Source organism: Kitasatospora hibisci (genome assembly GCF_043950205.1).
Classification (GTDB): domain Bacteria; phylum Actinomycetota; class Actinomycetes; order Streptomycetales; family Streptomycetaceae; genus Kitasatospora; species Kitasatospora hibisci.
In genome coordinates, this window is the sequence record NZ_CP171642.1 from 728,021 (window position 1) to 744,804 (window position 16,784).

General features: G+C 74.8%; 15 protein-coding genes. 13 read left to right on the plus strand and 2 right to left on the minus strand.

The window, feature by feature from the left end; all coding sequences use genetic code 11:
* Positions 1–113 precede the first annotated feature (113 nt).
* A complete protein-coding gene (locus tag ACF9IK_RS03385) occupies positions 114–1,235 on the minus strand; it encodes an alpha-hydroxy acid oxidase (protein WP_395292741.1) in 1,122 nt (373 codons plus the stop codon).
* Between the two features lie 169 nt (positions 1,236–1,404).
* Here ACF9IK_RS03385 and ACF9IK_RS03390 point away from each other — a divergent pair, with 169 nt between their 5' ends.
* From ACF9IK_RS03390 to ACF9IK_RS03450, 13 genes are all read left to right on the plus strand, one after another.
* Positions 1,405–2,835, plus strand: a complete 1,431-nt coding sequence (locus ACF9IK_RS03390; RefSeq protein ID WP_395292742.1) for a class I adenylate-forming enzyme family protein — start codon at positions 1,405–1,407, stop codon at positions 2,833–2,835.
* A gap of 98 nt (positions 2,836–2,933) precedes the next feature.
* A complete protein-coding gene (locus ACF9IK_RS03395; protein WP_395292743.1) occupies positions 2,934–3,209 on the plus strand; it encodes a phosphopantetheine-binding protein in 276 nt (91 codons plus the stop codon).
* Positions 3,206–3,490, plus strand: a complete 285-nt coding sequence (locus ACF9IK_RS03400; RefSeq protein WP_395292744.1) for an acyl carrier protein — start codon at positions 3,206–3,208, stop codon at positions 3,488–3,490. Before ACF9IK_RS03395 ends, ACF9IK_RS03400 begins: the two co-directional genes overlap by 4 nt.
* On the plus strand, positions 3,487–4,629 hold the full coding sequence (locus ACF9IK_RS03405; protein ID WP_395292745.1) for a beta-ketoacyl synthase N-terminal-like domain-containing protein: 1,143 nt from the start codon (positions 3,487–3,489) through the stop codon (positions 4,627–4,629). The genes ACF9IK_RS03400 and ACF9IK_RS03405 overlap by 4 nt, the downstream gene beginning before the upstream one ends.
* Positions 4,626–5,249 carry a beta-ketoacyl synthase N-terminal-like domain-containing protein gene (locus ACF9IK_RS03410; RefSeq protein WP_395292746.1) on the plus strand — a complete coding sequence of 208 codons (624 nt, stop codon included), beginning with the start codon at positions 4,626–4,628 and terminating at the stop codon, positions 5,247–5,249. Before ACF9IK_RS03405 ends, ACF9IK_RS03410 begins: the two co-directional genes overlap by 4 nt.
* A gap of 125 nt (positions 5,250–5,374) precedes the next feature.
* On the plus strand, positions 5,375–6,997 hold the full coding sequence (locus ACF9IK_RS03415; protein ID WP_395292747.1) for a class I adenylate-forming enzyme family protein: 1,623 nt from the start codon (positions 5,375–5,377) through the stop codon (positions 6,995–6,997).
* Positions 6,994–8,283 (plus strand): beta-ketoacyl-[acyl-carrier-protein] synthase family protein, encoded by a 1,290-nt coding sequence (locus tag ACF9IK_RS03420; protein ID WP_395292748.1) that lies wholly within the window; start codon positions 6,994–6,996, stop codon positions 8,281–8,283. Before ACF9IK_RS03415 ends, ACF9IK_RS03420 begins: the two co-directional genes overlap by 4 nt.
* Positions 8,284–8,375: 92 nt before the next feature.
* Positions 8,376–9,443 carry a 4-hydroxyphenylpyruvate dioxygenase gene (gene hppD / locus ACF9IK_RS03425; protein ID WP_395292749.1) on the plus strand — a complete coding sequence of 356 codons (1,068 nt, stop codon included), beginning with the start codon at positions 8,376–8,378 and terminating at the stop codon, positions 9,441–9,443.
* Positions 9,444–9,523: 80 nt separating this feature from the next.
* Positions 9,524–10,438, plus strand: coding sequence for a phytanoyl-CoA dioxygenase family protein (locus ACF9IK_RS03430; protein WP_395292750.1), 915 nt, complete (start codon positions 9,524–9,526; stop codon positions 10,436–10,438).
* Entirely contained in the window at positions 10,435–11,457 is a 1,023-nt protein-coding gene (locus ACF9IK_RS03435) for a thiamine pyrophosphate-dependent dehydrogenase E1 component subunit alpha (RefSeq protein WP_395292751.1), read from the plus strand. The genes ACF9IK_RS03430 and ACF9IK_RS03435 overlap by 4 nt, the downstream gene beginning before the upstream one ends.
* 150 nt (positions 11,458–11,607) lie before the next feature.
* Positions 11,608–12,567: an alpha-ketoacid dehydrogenase subunit beta gene (locus ACF9IK_RS03440; RefSeq protein WP_395292752.1), complete on the plus strand. Its 960-nt coding sequence runs from the start codon at positions 11,608–11,610 to the stop codon at positions 12,565–12,567.
* A gap of 76 nt (positions 12,568–12,643) precedes the next feature.
* Positions 12,644–13,435 (plus strand): DUF3050 domain-containing protein, encoded by a 792-nt coding sequence (locus ACF9IK_RS03445; RefSeq protein ID WP_395292753.1) that lies wholly within the window; start codon positions 12,644–12,646, stop codon positions 13,433–13,435.
* A gap of 229 nt (positions 13,436–13,664) precedes the next feature.
* Positions 13,665–15,113 (plus strand): IS1380 family transposase, encoded by a 1,449-nt coding sequence (locus ACF9IK_RS03450; protein WP_395292754.1) that lies wholly within the window; start codon positions 13,665–13,667, stop codon positions 15,111–15,113.
* Between the two features lie 161 nt (positions 15,114–15,274).
* On the opposite strand, the gene ACF9IK_RS03455 is transcribed toward ACF9IK_RS03450, so the two are convergent.
* Positions 15,275–16,624: an acyltransferase gene (locus tag ACF9IK_RS03455; protein WP_395292755.1), complete on the minus strand. Its 1,350-nt coding sequence runs from the start codon at positions 16,622–16,624 to the stop codon at positions 15,275–15,277.
* Positions 16,625–16,784: the final 160 nt, after the last annotated feature.

Consider the following 16,784-nt stretch of genomic DNA (forward strand, 5'->3'; position numbering starts at 1 on the left):
GCGGGTCCCGCGGTGCGGCCGGCCCGTACGGGCGACCTCCCTGGAACGTGGGGGTGCCGTCGCAGGATCGGGCGGGCAGTGCCGTGCCGGCCTGCGGTCGGAGTACTGCACGGCTACGGGCCGCACACGCCGGCGTCCGGGCGGTGCACCGGCCACGGCGCCAGCACGGTGCGGTCGAGGTCGGCCGGGGTCGGGCGCCCCAACAGGGCCAGGGTGTGTTCCAGTTCGGCCCGGAGCAGTGCGAGGACGTCGGCCACGCCGTCCGCACCCCCGGTGGCCAGTCCCCAGAGCACCGGGCGGCCGACCAGCACCGCGCGGGCGCCGAGGGCGAGGGCGACGGCGATGTCGGCGCCGGTGCGGACCCCGCCGTCGAGCAGTACCGGCAGGTCCGGCGGGACGGCCGCGGCCACTTCCGGGAGGGCGGCCAACGCGGGCAGCGCGCCGTCCAGCTGGCGGCCGCCGTGGTTGGAGACCACCACGGCATCGGCTCCGTGCTCGGCGGCCAGCCGGGCGTCCTCGGCGGTCAGGATGCCCTTGAGGACCAGCGGCAGGGCGGTGCGCTCGCGTAGCCAGGCGAGGTCCGCCCAGGTCAGGCTGGGGTCGAACTGCTCCAACGCATGCCCGGCGATGCCGGAGGAGCCGGCGCCGGCCCGGTGGCTGGCGGCCATCAACGCCGGGTCGAGGTTGACCGCGCGGATCTCCGGCGGGACGGCGAAACCGTTGCGCAGGTCGCGCAGGCGGTGCCCGATCCGCGGGGCGTCCACGGTGAGCATCAGCGCGGCGAAGCCGGCCGCCTCGGCGCGTTCGACCAGCGCGGCGAGCGCGTCGCGGCGGCGCAGCCAGTAGAGCTGCAGCCAGAGCGGCCCGGTGGCCTCGGCCGCGATGGCCTCCAGGGTGCGGCTGGCGAAGATTCCCGCGACCAGGAGAGCGCCCGCCCGGCCGGCCGCCCGGGCGGTCGCGGTCTCGCCGTCCGGGTGGACCAGACGGTGGTAGGCCATCGGGGCGATTCCGACCGGCAGTCCGAGCTCGGCGCCGAGGAGCGCGGTGCCGGTCGCGCAGGCCGAGACGTCGACGAGCGTGCGCGGCCGCAGTGCATAGTGGCCGAACATTTCCCGGTTCCCGGCGAGGGTGCGTTCCGCCCCACTCCCGCCCTCGATGAAGTCCCATATTTCCGGCGGAAGTTGGGCGCGCGCAGCGCGCTCGATCCCGGCCAGCGTGAGTGGTCCCACGGGCATCCTCGCTCCCGGACGGCCGCGCTCGGACCAGTCCCGGCTCGGCAGCGTAGGAGGTTCGGACCACATTGGTATAGACCTTGATTTGACCAATCGTCTGTGCAAAGGTCTGGCAACGGAATTGGCCGTTTCCTGTGAACGGCGTCCATGACAAATCTCCTCACTGTGTGGAGTGGCGTTGACCGGCATTTCCCCTTCTCCGCTTCCGCCTTCTTCGCCGCCGCACTCCGACGCCCCCGACGGCTGGGTCGAACGGTTCCTGCTGGCCGGTCCCGTGGGCGAGGAGTGCCTGCGACTGGGCACCCCCGTCGACCGCGGCGCGCTGCGCGCCCTGGTCGACGAGCAGATCGAGCGGCTGGCCGCGGCCGGCCTGGGCCCCGGCGGTACCGCGGCCCTGCGGCTGCCACCCTCCCTGGGCTTCGTCGCGGCGCTCCTGGCGTGCTGGCAACTGCGAGCTCAGGTGGCCCTGCTGGACCACCGGCTGACCGACCACGAGATCGAGCTCGCGGTCGAACAGCTGGCTCCACAGGTGCTGGTGGGGTCCGCCCACCGGCCGTCGGCGGCGCTGCGCGGCTTCGCCGACGCCGACCCGGTCGCCGTCCGGCTGCCGGACGGCCGACCGGCCCGGACCGGCCACGCGCTGGTCCAGCTCAGCTCCGGGTCCACCGGCCCGGCCAAGGTCATCGCGCGCACCACCGGCGACCTCCTGCGCGAACTCGGCTGCTACCGGCAGCTGGCGGGGTTCCCCGGGGAGGGCGAGCGGGTCGTCCTGCTCTCCTCGGTGGTGCACGTGCTCGGCCTGGTCGGCGGACTGCTGAACAGCCTGCACGCCCGGGCCCCGCTGACCGTGCCGGAACGGATGACGGCCGCGGGCATCCTCGCCGCCGTCGCGGAGGAGGAGCAGCGCCCGACCACCGTGATCGGTGTGCCCTTCCACGCCGAACTGCTGGCCGGCGCGGCCGTACCCCCGCCGCTGCCGAGGCTGCGCCGGATGGTGGTGGCCGGGGAACTGGTCCGGCCGGGCCTGCCCGCCGCCTTCGTCGCCGCGTACGGCGTCCCGCTCGGCACCATGTACGGGATGACCGAGCTCGGCGTCATCGCCACCGACCTCGACGGCACCCTGCACCCGGCGAAGCAGCCGGTCACCGGGATGGAGATCCGGCTGGTGCAGGGCGAGTTGCAGATCCGCACCGCCGCCTCTCCCTACCCGGGGCTGGACGACCCGACCCGCTGGTCGGACGGCTGGCTGCACACCCGGGACGCCGCCCGGCTGGACGAGGCCACCGGACGGGTCACCGTCCTCGGTCGCCGGGACTCGCAGGTCTCGATCGGCGGCCTCAAGGTGGACCTCACCGAGGTCGAGCAGGTCCTCACCGCCCTGCCGCGGGTCCGCGAGGCCGTGGTGGTCTTCGACGAGGGCGCCATCGAGGCCTACCTGGCCACCGAGGAGGGCGCGGACCAGGACCTCGTCCGGGACGGACTGACCCGGCAGCTCGCCGCCTACAAGCGGCCCCGCCGGCTCGCCTTCCTGACCCGACTGCCGCGCACGGCCACCGGCAAGCTACTGCGCGACCCGGCGGCGCTGCGCGCGGCCACCGGCTGACCCGCCTTCCGCCCGAACCGCCCTCCCCCAGCACCGGACCCGCCCCACCCCCGACGATCACCGCGCACACCGCACGTGCGCGGCCCTAGGAGCAGACCATGCAGGACCGCATCCGCGCGTTCGTCCTCGCCGCCCTCACCGAGATGCAGTACGACGTCTCCGAGGTCACCGGCGACACCGACCTCGGCCCGGCCGGGCTCGACCTCGAATCGCTCGCCCTCGCCGACCTCTCGGTGCAGGTCGAGGACGAGTTCGGCGTCAAGTTCGACATGGACGAGATGGAGAGCACCGCGATGATGACGCTGGACGAGTTCACCGCCGACGTCGCCGCGCGTATCGCCGCCACCGCCGCCGCCTCGGGCAGCGCCGCGTGACCAGCCCCGTCCTCCCCGACCGGGCCGAGGTCCGGACGATCCTCGCGGCGTTCGGGCAGCGCGCCGCCGAGGATGTCCCCGAGGAGCTCGGATCCCTCGAACTCACCTGGCTGATAGCCGAGTTCGAGCAGCGCTACGGCGTCCAGCTGGACCTCGACGACGAGCAGTTCGAGGCCGTCCGGACCGTCGAGACCGCGGCCGAGGTGCTCCGGGCGGCCGTGCTGGCCGCCGGTGCCACCGCGGCGGCCGCCGCCGCGACGTCCGGGGCCGCGCAGCCATGACCGGCCACGCCCCGCCCGCCGTCCGGCCCGTGGTGACCGGGGTCGGCGTGCTCAGCGCGGCCGGCGCCGGACTCGGCGCGCTCGCCGAGGCCACCGCCCACGGCAGGGCCGCCTTCAGCGCGGTGGACCGGTTCGACGTGTCCGCGCGCCGCACCACCCGCGCCGCGCTGCTGCCCGGGCAGCTGCCACTCTCCGACGCCGTCCTCGCCGCGGTGGACCAGGCCTGCCGCCAGGCCGGCCTGCCCACCGGCCCGAACACCGCCGACGGCGCGGGCGGGGGCGCCGCCCTGCCGGTGCTGCTCGCCCTCCACAGCGGCCTGCGCACCCGGGAGGTCGCCGCGGCCGTCGCCGCCGGTGTGTCGGCCGGGTGGGGCGCCGCCGGCGTCACCCGGGTCTACACCGGCGCCTGCGTGGCGGCCGGCACCGCGGTCGCCGACGCCGCCGCGTCGGTCGCGACCGGACGGCACCGGCGCGTCCTGGTCGTGGCCGGACACCTGGTCGAGCCGGGCGTCTTCGCCGCATTCGACGCCGGCCGGGCCCTCGCCCGCGACGGCGTGCTGCGCCCTTTCAGCGCGGGCCGCACCGGCACGCTGCTCGGCGACGCGGCGGCCGCCGTGGTCGTCGAGGCCGAGCCGGCCGCCGCACGGCGCGGTGCGCCCGTGCTGGCCCGGCTGGCCGGTTGGGGCCGGGCCGGCGACGCCCACCACGTCTGCCGCCCCGACCCGGAGGGCGACGGCGCGGCCCGGGCCATCGAGGCCGCCCTGGCCCGGGCCGGGGTCGAGCCTTCGGACATCGGCTACGTCAACGCCAACGGGACCGGCTCCCCGTTGGCCGACCGGGCCGAGGCCGGCGCGCTGCGCCGGGTATTCGGAGCGCACGTCGCCCGGCTGCCGGTCAGTTCCAGCAAAGCCGTCCACGGCCACGCCCTGGAGGCCTCGGCCCTGCTCGAACTCGCCGTCACCATCGCGGCGTTGCGCGACGGCCGGCTGCCCGTGAACGCCGGCTGGCTCGGGCCGGACCCGGAGCTCGGGCTCGACCTCGTCCTGGACGGCCCGCGCGCCGCCCGGCCGCACCACGCGCTCACCCTCAACTCCGCGTTCGGCGGCGCCAACACCGCGCTCCTGGTGGCCGCCCCGTGACCGCGCTGCGCATCCTCGCCGAGGCCCACTGGCCGGACCCCGACCGGACCGCACCGGGCCGGCCCGACGCACTGCCCCCCGTACCGGGCTTCTCCGCCTCCTCGTTCAATCCCCTGGTGGCCGAGACCGCCGAACGCTGCCTGCGCGCCCACCACGGCACCGCCCCCGCCCCGGGCCGGACCGCACTGCTGCTGGCCAGCGCGGGCGGCGACCGCGCCACCGCGCGCGCCATCGACGAGGCCGCCGCCTCCGGGCGCCGGGTGCCGCCGCTGCTCTTCTTCCAGTCCAACCCCAACGCCGTCCTCGGCCACATCGCGGCCCGCTGGGGCCTCACCGGCCCCGTGGTGGCGATCAGTCCGGCCGGGTCGTCGCCCGGGCGGGTGCCCCAGGACGCCCTGGACCTGGCGGCGCTGCTCCTGACGGACGGCGACGCCGACCACGTCCTGGTCATCGCCGCCGAACAGGGCGAACCCGCCGGGGGGCCCGCGGCGGGCACCCCACCGGCGCCCGGGGCCGACAGCGGCACCGGCGCCGACCGTGCCCGGGACGCCGGGCCCACCACCGGGACCGGCCGGACCGGCGCCGACCGGGCCGTGGCCGTCCTGGTCACCACGGGCTGACCGCCCGGACCCGCGCCCCCACCGACCACCCGCACACCCCGCCACCCGCCGCACCCAGGCGCGAGCGGCCCCACACGCCGCGTCCCACCGCAGCACGCCCAGCACCATGGGAGGGATCAACCACCGTGAACAACCGCAGTATCCGCACCCTTCTCGCGGACGACCCGGACGTCGGCGCCGGCAACGTCCTGACCGGCCGACTGGCCCTGGGCCTCGGACTGGACGAACCACTGCTGACCTTCGACACCCCGGTGGACGACCACCCCGCCTGGCAGCCCTTCACCCTGCGCGAGCTCGACCGCTCCGTCAGGGCCCGGGCCGCGGCCCTGCACGCGCTCGGCATCACCCGCCGCGACCCGGTGGCGGTCTACGCCACGGACGCCGCCGACCACGTGCTGACCTTCCTCGCGCTCGCCCGGCTCGGCGCCGTCCCGGCGCTGCTCAACCCCAACGTCGACGGCGAGCGCGCCGCCCGCTACGTCGCCGGGCTCCGCCCGGTCGGCATCCTCGCCGACGCCGCGCACCTGGCCGCGCTGGCCGACCACGACCCCGGCGCCCCCGTCCTCCCGGAGATCTCCTCCCTCGGCGCGGGCGACCCGGACGGCGCCCCGGCGCCCTACCGGCACTGGTCCGGCGACCCGGTGGCGATCACCCATTCCTCCGGCACCACCGGCATGCCCAAGGCCGTGGTCCACTCGCACGCAAGCCTGTACGCGGCGATCCGCCACCGGCTGCGGCTGCCCCGCCCGCAGGGCCAGCAGCGGATGCTCAGCGCCCTGCCCGCCCCGCACGCCGCCACCCTGATCGCGGTCAACCTGGCCCTCAGCTCCCACACCGAACTCGCCGTGCTGTCGGCGCAGTCGGGAGCCGGCGTCCTGGACGCGATCGAGAGCTGGCGGCCCAGCGGCGTGGTCGGTTTCGCCGCCACCTGGGCCGAGCTGGCCCACCACGACCTCTCCAGGCGGGAGTTGGAATCCGTCGCGCTCTGGTGGAACACGGGCGACTGCGCCCACGAGGCGCACATCCGCCGCCTGATCGCCACCGGCAGCCGGGAGTCCGTCACCCGCCAGGGCCGGGTCCGCGCGCCCGGTTCGCTCTTCGTCGACGGCCTCGGCTCCACCGAGATGGGCCACTCGCACTTCTTCATCACCCACGGCCCCGGCACCGAGCGGTACGGCCGCTGCGTGGGCCGCCCGCACGCCTTCGTCGACTGCGAGGTGGTCGGCCCGGACGGCGAACCGCTCGGTCCCGGCGAGGTCGGCGAACTCGCCACCGCCTCCCCCACCCTGGCACTCGGCTACTGGAACGACTCGGTCACCACCTTCCGGACCAGGATCCGCGGCCGCTTCCTCACCGGCGACCTGATGTACCGGGACGAGGAGGGCTACTACTACCACGTCGACCGCGCCGTGGACTCGGTCGAACTCGGAGACGGCAAAAGGCTGTTCACCGCCATGTCGGAGGAGCGCGTGCTGACCGCCTGCCCCGACGTGGCCGACTGCACGGTCGTGGCGGTGCGTGACGGCGAGCAGGTCGTCACCGATGTGCTGCTGGTCCTGAGCGCGGACGCCGACCCGGCGGCCGACCGCACCGAGGCCGTCACCGCCGCCGTCGACGCGGCCGTCGCGGCCACCGTCCGCCGGGTGCTGGTGGTGGGCGGCGACGACATTCCGCTCGGACCGACCGGCAAGGTCCGCAAGGTGCTGCTGCGCCGGCGCCACCTCGACGCGGCGGCGGCCGCCCGATGACCGGCCTGCACGCGAGCACCCGTGCACGCACCACCGGGCGGCCGGGCGCCGTCGTCACCGGCATCGGCCTGGTCACGCCGGTCGGCCGCAAGCCGGCCGAGGTCTTCGAAGCCCTCGCCGCCGGCCGCTCCGGCATCCGCGCGCTGCCCGAGGAGCACGCCGCACACGGGTGGCTCACCGCCGCCGGCATCGCGCCGCCGGTGGACGGCCGCGAGGTGCTGCCGCCGACCGAGGCCCGGTGCGTGGACCGCTTCGTGCTGCTCGCCCTGGCCGCGGCCGACGACGCGCTCGCCGACGCCGGACTGGTGGTGGGCCGCGACGCCGACCCGCACCGCACCGCGGTGGTCCTGGCCACCGGCGGGGGCGGGCTGGAGACCTTCGAGCAGCAGTCGCACCGTCGGCTGGAGCGCGGCCGCCCCGGCGTCAGCCCGTACCTGCTGCCCGGCATGCTCTCGAACATGGCCACCGCCCGGGTCGCCATCAAACACGGTATCCGCGGCTTCAGTTCGGCGATCGTGACCGCCTGTGCGGCCGGAGCCCAAGCCGTCGCGGAGGGCCTGCGGCTGGTCCGGGCCGGCGACGCCGACGTGGTGGTGTGCGGCGGAAGCGAGTCCTCGCTGCACCCGACCGTCGCCGCCGCTTTCACCAACGCCCGTGCACTCTCCTCGGGTTGGGCGGATCCGGCGCAGGCCAGCCGCCCCTTCGACGCCCGCCGCAACGGCTTCGTGCTCGGTGAGGGCAGCGCCGTACTGGTACTGGAACGCGCCGGGCACGCCGACGCCCGCGGCGCGGCCGGCTACGCCGACCTGACCGGATGGGGCGCCTCCACCGACGCCCACCACCCCACCATGCCCCGTCCGGACGGGGCGGGCGCGGCCGACGCGATGCGGGCCGCCCTCGCCAACGCGGGTCTGACACCCGCCGACATCGGCTACGTCAACGCCCACGGCACCGGCACCAGGCTCGGCGACAGCGCCGAGACCGCCGCGCTACGCGCCGTCTTCGGGGAGCACGGCCCCGCGGTCAGCTCCACCAAGGGCGCCACCGGTCATCTGCTCGGCGCCGCAGGGGCGTTGGAGGCAGCGGTCACCGCACTGGCGGTGGCCCGGGGGACGCTGCCGCCCACGGTCAACCTCACCGACCCCGACCCGGCCTGCGCACTCGACCACGTGCGCGGCGCAGCCCGGTCCGCGCCGCTGCGGGCCGCGCTCAGCAACGCCTTCGCCTTCGGCGGCCACAACCTCAGCCTGGTCTTCGGCCCGGCGTCCACCCGGTCCGACCGCTAGGGCCTTCCGACGCCCCTGCCGGGCCCGGATCCCGCGCCGGTCCGGCGCCGCCACACCCGGCCACCCGTCCCACGCCACCCGGGGAGATCCCGTTGTCCATCCAGTCCATCACCCATGTCGAGTTCCACTGCGCGGACGCCGACCTGACCGCGGCCGGCCTCGGTGCCGACCACGGCTTCACCGTGGAGCCCGGCGTCCCGCAGCCGGACGGCCTGCGCACCGTCCGGCTGCGCCAGGGTTCCATCCGGCTGCACTTCCACTCGGCCGCCGACCCGGCCCACCCGGTGGCCCGGTACGCGGCCCGGCACGGCGACGGCGTCGCGGTGATCGCCCTCGGCTGCACCGACCCGCGGGCCTCGCTGGAGCGCGCGGAGCGGCACGGCGCCGTCGTGCTGGACCGGGCCGGCGGGCTGGTGGCCGGCTTCGGCGACCTGGCCCTGCGGTTCGTCTCCCAGCCGGAGCGGGCCGCCGCGGGAGCCGGAGCACGGGCCGGAGCAGCGGCCGCCCCCGGGTCGACCGCCGGGAAGGCGGCGGGACGGGCCACCGCCCCCCAGCCCGCCGGCGCGCTGCTGGAGGCCCTTGACCACGCGGCGATCTGCGTCCCGGCCGGCGAGCTGGCCCCCGCCGTCAGATTCTGCGAGGCGGCCCTCGGCCTGCACCGGATCTTCGGCGAGTACATCGAGGTCGGCGAGCAGGCGATGGACTCAAGCGTGGTCCAGAGCGCCTCCGGGGAGGTCACCTTCACGCTCATCGAGCCGGACACCACCCGCCGGCCCGGCCAGATCGACACCTTCCTGGCCGACCACGACGGCGCCGGCGTCCAGCACCTGGCCTTCCGCACCGCCGACATCGCCGCCGCCGTCCGGGCCGGCCGCGCCCGCGGCGTCGAGTTCCTCACCACACCGGGCGCCTACTACGACGCGCTGGCCGAACGGCTCGGCGGCACCGCCATCCCGGTCGGGACGCTGCGTGAGCTGGACGTCCTGGTCGACCAGGACCACGGTGGCCAGCTCTTCCAGATCTTCGCCCGCTCCACCCACCCGCGCCGGACGTTCTTCCTGGAGCTGATCGAGCGCCAGGGCGCGGGCACCTTCGGGACCGCCAACATCAAGGCCCTCTACGAGGCCGTCGAACGGCAGCGCGCCGCCGCCTCCGTCTGACCACCCCGACCACGACCCGACCAGTGACTCCGGTCCGCACCGCCGACCGGACGCCGCGACCAGAACAGGAGGCCCCACCCGTGACCACCGCGACCGCGTTCCACCTCACCGAGGCCGAGCACGCGCTGCTACCCACCCCCGAGGAGGTGGCCGGCTACCAGGAGCACGGCTGGTACCTCTCCGGCCGGCTCTTCGGTGACGAGGAACTGGACACCCTGCAGGCCGCCACCGAGAGGTACTACGAGGGCCACCGCGACCGCGAGCTGCCCGTCCGCCCGCCGAACCTCGCCTCCTGGGAGCCCGCGCACGGGTCCGTCCAGCGGCACAACGACTACGTGCACTACGAGAGCGACGCGATCGGCGCGATCCTGCGCAAGCCGCTGCTCGGGGCGGTCGCCGCGCTGCTCTCCGGCGCGGCGGAGATCCGGGTGTTCCAGGCCACCCTGATCTACAAGCCCCCGGTGCCCGAGGAGCCCACCAACCGGGTGCCCTGGCACTTCGACAAGCACTACTGGCAGACCTCCAGCTCCGAGCGGATGCTCACCGCGTTCCTGCCGTTCCACGACTGCCGCGAGGAGAACGGCACCATCACCATGGTCGACGGCAGCCACCGCTGGCGGGAGCTGGACTCCGGCGAGGACTCCACCCGGCACTTCGCCCGTCGCGACCGCTCCGAGCTGGAGGAGATCCTTGCGGCGAACGCCCGCTTCAACGGCCAGGAGGTCCGCAAGGTCCCGATGCTGATCCCGCGTGGGCACGTCAGCTTCCACCACTGCCGGACGTACCACGGCAGCGGCCCCAACCTCGCCGCCGCCCCGCGCCGCGCCGTCTCGCTGCACCTGCAGGACGGCGGCAACGAGTACCGCGGCCACACCCGGCCGGACGGCAGCCCGGTGGTCTACAACCACGACGTGGTGGTCCGGCGCACACCCGACGGCCGGCCCGACTACGCCGACCCGGAGATCTGCCCGACGGTCTGGCGGGGAGCCCTGTGACGACCGCGGAGTCGGCGGCCGGCCCCGCGCAGCCGGCCGCGATCGCACCCCTCGGTACCCCCGGGCAGCGGTACCGGATGCTGCGCCTGATCCGCGGCTTCGAGGAGTCGGCACTCGGTCTGGTCCGGAGCGGGGTGATCACCGGCGGCATCCACCCGTACATCGGGCAGGAGGCCGTCGCGGTCGGCGTCTGCGCCGCGCTCGGGCCTGCAGACCGGCTCACCTCCACCCACCGCGGCCACGGTCACGTCCTCGCCAGGGGCGCCGCACCGCACCGACTGCTCGCCGAACTGGCTGGCCGGGTAGGCGGGTTGAACAAGGGCCGGGGCGGCTCGATGCACGCCGCCGACCTCTCCCTGGGCATCCTGGGCGCCAACGGCATCGTCGGCGCCGGCGCGCCGATCGCGGTCGGCGCCGCCTGGGCGGCCCGGCAGGCCCGCGACGACGGGGTGGCGGTCTCCTTCTTCGGCGACGGCGCGCTCAACCAGGGCGTGCTGCTGGAGTCGTTGAACCTGGCCGCGATGTGGCGGCTGCCGGTGGTGTTCGTCTGCGAGAACAACGGCTACGCCACCACCCTGCCCGCCGCGAGCGCGGTCGCCGGCAGCGCTCTGGGCCGGGCCGCCGCCTTCGGGATCCCGGCGGTCGCGGTCGACGGGATGGACACCGAGGCCGTCCGGGCCGCCGCCGAGGAGGCGGTGGCCCGGGCCCGCGCCGGCGGGGGCCCCGGTTTCCTGGAGTGCCGCACCTACCGCTTCGAGGGCCACCACACCATGGAGCGCCGGATGAAGCTGCACTACCGCACCGCGGAGGAGGTGGCCGCCTGGCGCGAGCGCGACCCGCTGCCGCGCGCCGCCGCCGCGATCGGGCCGGCCGAGGCCGGTGCACTGGACACCGAGGTGGCGGCCGAGCTCGCGGCGGCCGAGCGGTTCGCACTCGCCTCCGACCACCCGGACCCGGACGGCGCGTCCGCGTACCTGTACGCGGACGGGCTGTGCCCGCGGGCGGGGGCGGGCGCATGAGCGAGCGCAGCGAGCGAGTCGTCGGAAGGGGCGGCTGGGCGCATGCCCCTGCCGAGCGAAGCGAGGCGGGCGCATGAGCGAGCGCAGCGAGCGAGTCATCGGAAGGGGCGGCTGGGCGCATGCCCCTGCCGAGCGAAGCGAGGCGGGCGCATGAGGCTCTCCTACACCAAGGCGCTCAACCGGGCGCTCGCCGACGAGCTCGCGGCGGACCCCGCGGTGTGCGTCTTCGGCGAGGACGTCGGTGCCGGGATGGCCGGCCCGACCCTCGGCCTGCTGGAGCGCTTCGGGCCCGGGCGGATCGTGGACACCCCGCTCTCCGAACAGGCCTTCACCTCGATGGCGATCGGCGCCGCCCTGTCCGGCCGCCGCCCGGTGCTGGAGTTCCAGATCCCCTCGCTGCTCTTCCTCGTCTTCGAGCAACTCGTCAACCAGGCACACAAGTTCTCGCTGATGACCGGCGGTCAGGCGGGCGTCCCGCTGACCTGCCTGGTCCCGGGCTCGGGCTCCCGGGACGGCTGGGCGGGCCAGCACTCGGACCACCCGTACAGCCTGTTCGCACACGCCGGGGTGAAGACCGTGGTGCCCGCCACCCCGACGGACGCCTACGGCCTGCTCCGGTCGGCCGTCCGCGACCCCGACCCGGTGGTGCTGTTCGCCCCGGCCGCCGCCCTGGCGGTGCGCGAGACCGTCACCTGGGAGCTCGCGCCGGTCCCGCTCGGCTCGGCCCGGGTGCACCGGTCGGGCACCGACGTCACGCTGGTCGCGGTCGGTCACCTGGTACACGACGCGCTGGCGGCGGCCGAGGATCTCGCCGACGAGATCTCGGTCGAGGTGTTCGACCCGCGCACCCTGCACCCGTTCGACTGGGCGGCCCTCGCCGCCTCGCTGGAGCGCACCGGCCGCCTGGTGGTGGTCGACGACTCGAACCGCAGCTGCGGCATCGGCGCCGAGGTGCTGGCCACCGCGGCCGAGGGGATGCGGCTCATCGCCCCTCCCCGCCGGGTCACCCGCCCGGACGGTGCGGTACTGCCGTTCGCCCCGTTGCTCGACCGCGCCCTCCAACCCGGCCGGGAGCAGTTGCGCCGAGCCCTTCGGGCCGTCGTGAAGTAACTCGGTTACTACGCAACCCCTTTGCTTCATGTGTATCTCGTGTCAGAATCCGGTTCCCCACGTGAAGGAGCTTCACATGTCCACCAACCGTTACCACTGGGACCGTTCGCACCCCGGCCTGACCGGCCTGCAACAGGCGATCGAACCGCTCCGCCGCGAAGTCGTTACCCACACCGTGTACGGCGGGCTCACCAGCATCGAGCGCGTGCGCACCTTCCTGGACCGGCACGTCTTCGCCGTCTGGGACTTCATGTCACTGCTGAAGAGCCTGCAGCGCGAACTGACCTGCGTCGACGTCCCGTGGGTTCCGAACGGGCCGACCGCCAGCCGCCGGCTGATCAACGAGATCGTGCTGGTCGAGGAGAGCGACGAGCTGGGCGAGGGGTTCACCAGCCACTTCGAGCTCTACGTCGAGGGCATGCGGCAGGCCGGTGCCGATCCGGGCCCGGTCGAGGAGTTCCTCGCACTGCTGGGCGCGGGCACATCGGTGCCGGAGGCACTGAAGGCCGCCGGGGTGCCGCAGGCCGCCGTCGACTTCACCGCCACCACCTGGGAGATCATCGAGAACGCACCGGTGCACTGCCGCGCGGCCGCCTTCGCGTTCGGCCGCGAGGACCTCATCCCGGACATGTTCGCCCAGGTGATCCGGATCGAGGACCCGGACGGCGCGCTCACCGTCTTCAAGGACTACCTGGCCCGGCACATCGAGGTCGACGGTGAGCAGCACACCCCGATGGCGATGCAGATGCTGATCGACCTCAACGGCGAGGACGAGGCCAAGTGGGCGGCCTGCGCGGAGACCGTCCGGCTCGCCCTGCAGGCCCGGGTGCGGCTCTGGACGGCGATCGAGGAGGCCTTCCCGGCCTGACCCCCGCCCCTGACCCCCGCCCCTGACGCCCGGCCCTGACGCCTTGGCGGGAACGGCGAGGGGGTGGCCGCACCGGCCGCCCCCTCCCGTGTGCCCGGCCCGCCGTCAGACCCGAATCCGCAGGTAGTGCGGCGTACGTCGGGCTGATACGGCGACAGGTGCCCGTGCTGGTTTGAGATGATCGAGGTTCTCTACGCCTAACCACTCAACCTGCAAGGACACCTGTCTGGTGAAGAAGATATCGCGTCGTCGTACCGCCTCCCGCACCTCCGGCGGGCGCTGGACCAGGTTGGACGCTCGGGTGGGTGGGGTGGACGGGTCGCTGACCGAGAACGGCGGCCTGGTGCTGGTGGCCGAGCTGGACCGGGTGCTGGGGGTCACGGCCGCTCTTGACGCCGGGATCGGGCCGGTCAAGGTACGTGATCGGGGCCTGTCGGGTGGGGAGTTTGCGCTGGCAACGGCGGTGGTTCAGCTGACCGGCGAGGACCACCTGGTCGGCTTCGACCGGCTGCGCGCGGACGTGGTGGGCGAGGGGCTGCTGCCCGCGCCACTCCCGGCCGCGACCACCGCCGCCACCTTGGCGGCACGCTTCGGCCAGGTGCAGCGCGAGGGCATCGAGACCGCGTGCGCCAAGGTCACCGCCCGCGCGCTCGCCGCGCTGCCGGCCAGGGATCGGGCCCCGATCCTGTCCGGGTCGGTCACTATCGACCTGGACGCCAAGGACGTCGAGGTGTTCTCCACCCGCAAGGAACGGGTCGTCCGCTCCTACAAGGGCGAGGTCTCGGGGCGGGTGCACGCCGCGCACTGGGCCCAGGCCGGCACCGTCCTGGCCGCCGATCTCCTCGACGGCCGCTCGGACGGCCGCACCGTCGCCCCTGCCCAGATCGACCGGGCCGTGGACGCCGTGCGCACGGCCGGAGCCACCGGGCAGATCCTGATCCAGGGCGATACGGGCTACTACGCGGGGAGGGTCGCCGAGAAGATCGTCGCCCGCCGGGCGCTGTTCAGGCTTGCCGTACCGCGAAGCCGACCGCTGTGGCGGGCGGTGGCCGCCGTGCACGTCGACGACTGGATCGACGCCCTGGACTACCCGGCCGCGCAGGTCGCACTGTTGGACTACGCGCCACCCGGCTGGCCCGAAGGCACCCGGGTGATCGCGCGACGGGTGCGCTACGACGCCGCCGAACTGTCCGCCGACCCGCGCTCGCGCCGCTCGCGCACCGTCGGCAAGGACCAGCTCGCCCTGGTCCTGGAAGGCCTGGAGGAACAGGCATACGCCTACTCGTTCATCGCCACCAACGAGCCGTTGGACCTGGACGAGGAGGTCGCGGTGGCGGAGTGGGAGTTCCGCCGCCGCACCAGGATCGAGGAACTGTTCCGCGACACCGCGCACGGAGCCGGACTCAACCACCTGCCGTCCGGCTCCCACGCCGTCAACAGCATGTGGATGTGGGGCGCGCTGCTGGCCTACAACCTCACCGCCTGGCTGCAGACGCTCGCCCCGATCGGCCGGGCCCGCCGCCGCATCGCCACCGTGCGACGGCTGCTGATCCGCCGCGCCGCCCGCTGGACCACGACCGCCCGCCGCCACGAACTCCACTTCACCGCCGAAGCCCGCGAGCTGATCGCCAACACGCTGGCCCGGATTCGAGCCCACCGGCACCTGACGGCCACCTGACCTACCGCCCCTACCGGCCCGAACCACCCATCCCCGCCCTGGAAAGCCGTCCACCCGGCACGACAGCCGGACCGTCGGCCTACCCGGAAACCCTGAACCCGGGCCAACGGCCAGCACAGAGATCAACTGACGGACCGTCGGCCACTACCTGCGGATTCGGGTCAGAGCACCTTCGGCACGGCGGCGGCCACGGCGGGCAGGCGGTCCGCCGCATCCCGGAAGCGGTGCAGCGCCGCGCGCCCCGCGGCGCCGCGCAGCCGGGCGGCCAGCCGCGCCGGCAGTACCACCGTGGTGAGCAGCCCGGCGCCGTGGAAGCCCTCGACGGTCCAGGACACCCATGGCAGCGGGTAGTTGGCGGCGGGGCTGAAGAACACCGGGCGCCACCCCTGGAAGGCCACCCGGTAGGCGCCGAACCGGCTCCAGTTGGAGAAGCTGAACCGCTTGCGCTCCGGGTCGAATCCCAGCGGCACGCACGCGCCGAGCCGGTCCCGGCCAAGGGCCTCCAGGAAGCTCAGGTTGGCACGGAGGTTGAGGTGGTCGGCGGTGAACTCCTCAACCGCAGAACGCAGTTCGGCGGCCAGCGCGGCCGGTCCGGCCTCGGGGCGCTGGGTGAGGTGGATCTCGCTGAGCAGATTGCCGACCAGGGCCGGGGGAAGGCCGAGCGGGCGGCGGACGTTGACCGGGACGGTCAGCCCGCGCGCCTCCGTGTCGCCGTCCAACTCCCTTATGGTGTGGACGACATGGGCGCAGAGTGCGTCACCGGTGGAGATCCGCCGGCCCGCCTCGGCGGTGAACCGCTCTCGCATCCTCGCGAGTTCGGCGTCACCGAAGTGGATCTGGACGGTCCGGTTGGCGCGCGGTCCGGCCGCCACCTCCCGGGCCAGCGCGGCGGCCTCGGCCGGGCCGGGCAACCGGAACCCGGGGCGGCCGCAGTCCCCGGCGGGAAGCACCTTGTCCAGCAGGGCGTCCTGGTCCGCGACCAGTTCGGCCTCGGGCAGCTCCTCGCCCTCCACGGCGGCGGACCAGGCGCGCAGCAGCAGCATGAAGCTGTGCAGGTCGCCGACGGCGTGGTGCCAGGAGCAGCCGAGCACCGTACCGCCGGCCGAGGGGCGGGTGATGCGGACGGTGAGCAGCGGCGCCCCGCCGGTCCGGGCAGCCGGGGCGTCCACCGGGTCGACCAGCTGCGCACCGGCCGCGCCGACCCGACCCATCGCCTCGGCGAGCGTGCCGTCGACGTCGTAACTGTTCATCGGCACACCGGAGTCGTCGCAGACGGCGGTCAGCGCGCCGGCCTCGGTGCAGAGCCGGCCGCCGAACACCGGGACCCGTTCCAGCGCGCGGGCGAGGCCGGCGGCGAGCCGGTCCTCGTCCAGCGTCTGTTCGTAGCAGAGGACGACGGAGACCGAGAGGTCGGCGAGCATGGTGTCCATCAGCCCGCAACGCAGCACCGCCCCGGAGGCCCGGCCGGCCCGGACGAGCCGGGATTCGCGCAACTGCGGCCAGAGGCTCATGGGTCCGTCCCGGGGGCTCGCGGTGAGTGGTGCGCAGCTCCCCTCGTCCCGGGGGCGGCACCCCGAACGATAGGGCAGCACGCCGAGCCGGATCCAGTGGTCCAGTCCAATTTCCTTACCCGCCCGGGCAGCCGACCCACCCGGTCCCGGTCCGTCGGAC

Excerpts from the sequence above, each read along its gene's own strand:
- ACF9IK_RS03405 (WP_395292745.1), top strand. The coding sequence starts at position 3,487 with ATGACCGGCCACGCCCCGCCCGCCGTCCGGCCCGTGGTGACCGGGGTC.
- ACF9IK_RS03420 (WP_395292748.1), top strand. The coding sequence starts at position 6,994 with ATGACCGGCCTGCACGCGAGCACCCGTGCACGCACCACCGGGCGGCCG.
- ACF9IK_RS03440 (WP_395292752.1), top strand. The coding sequence starts at position 11,608 with ATGAGGCTCTCCTACACCAAGGCGCTCAACCGGGCGCTCGCCGACGAG.
- ACF9IK_RS03385 (WP_395292741.1), bottom strand. The coding sequence starts at position 1,235 with ATGCCCGTGGGACCACTCACGCTGGCCGGGATCGAGCGCGCTGCGCGC.
- ACF9IK_RS03455 (WP_395292755.1), bottom strand. The coding sequence starts at position 16,624 with ATGAGCCTCTGGCCGCAGTTGCGCGAATCCCGGCTCGTCCGGGCCGGC.
- ACF9IK_RS03445 (WP_395292753.1), top strand. The coding sequence starts at position 12,644 with ATGTCCACCAACCGTTACCACTGGGACCGTTCGCACCCCGGCCTGACC.
- ACF9IK_RS03395 (WP_395292743.1), top strand. The coding sequence starts at position 2,934 with ATGCAGGACCGCATCCGCGCGTTCGTCCTCGCCGCCCTCACCGAGATG.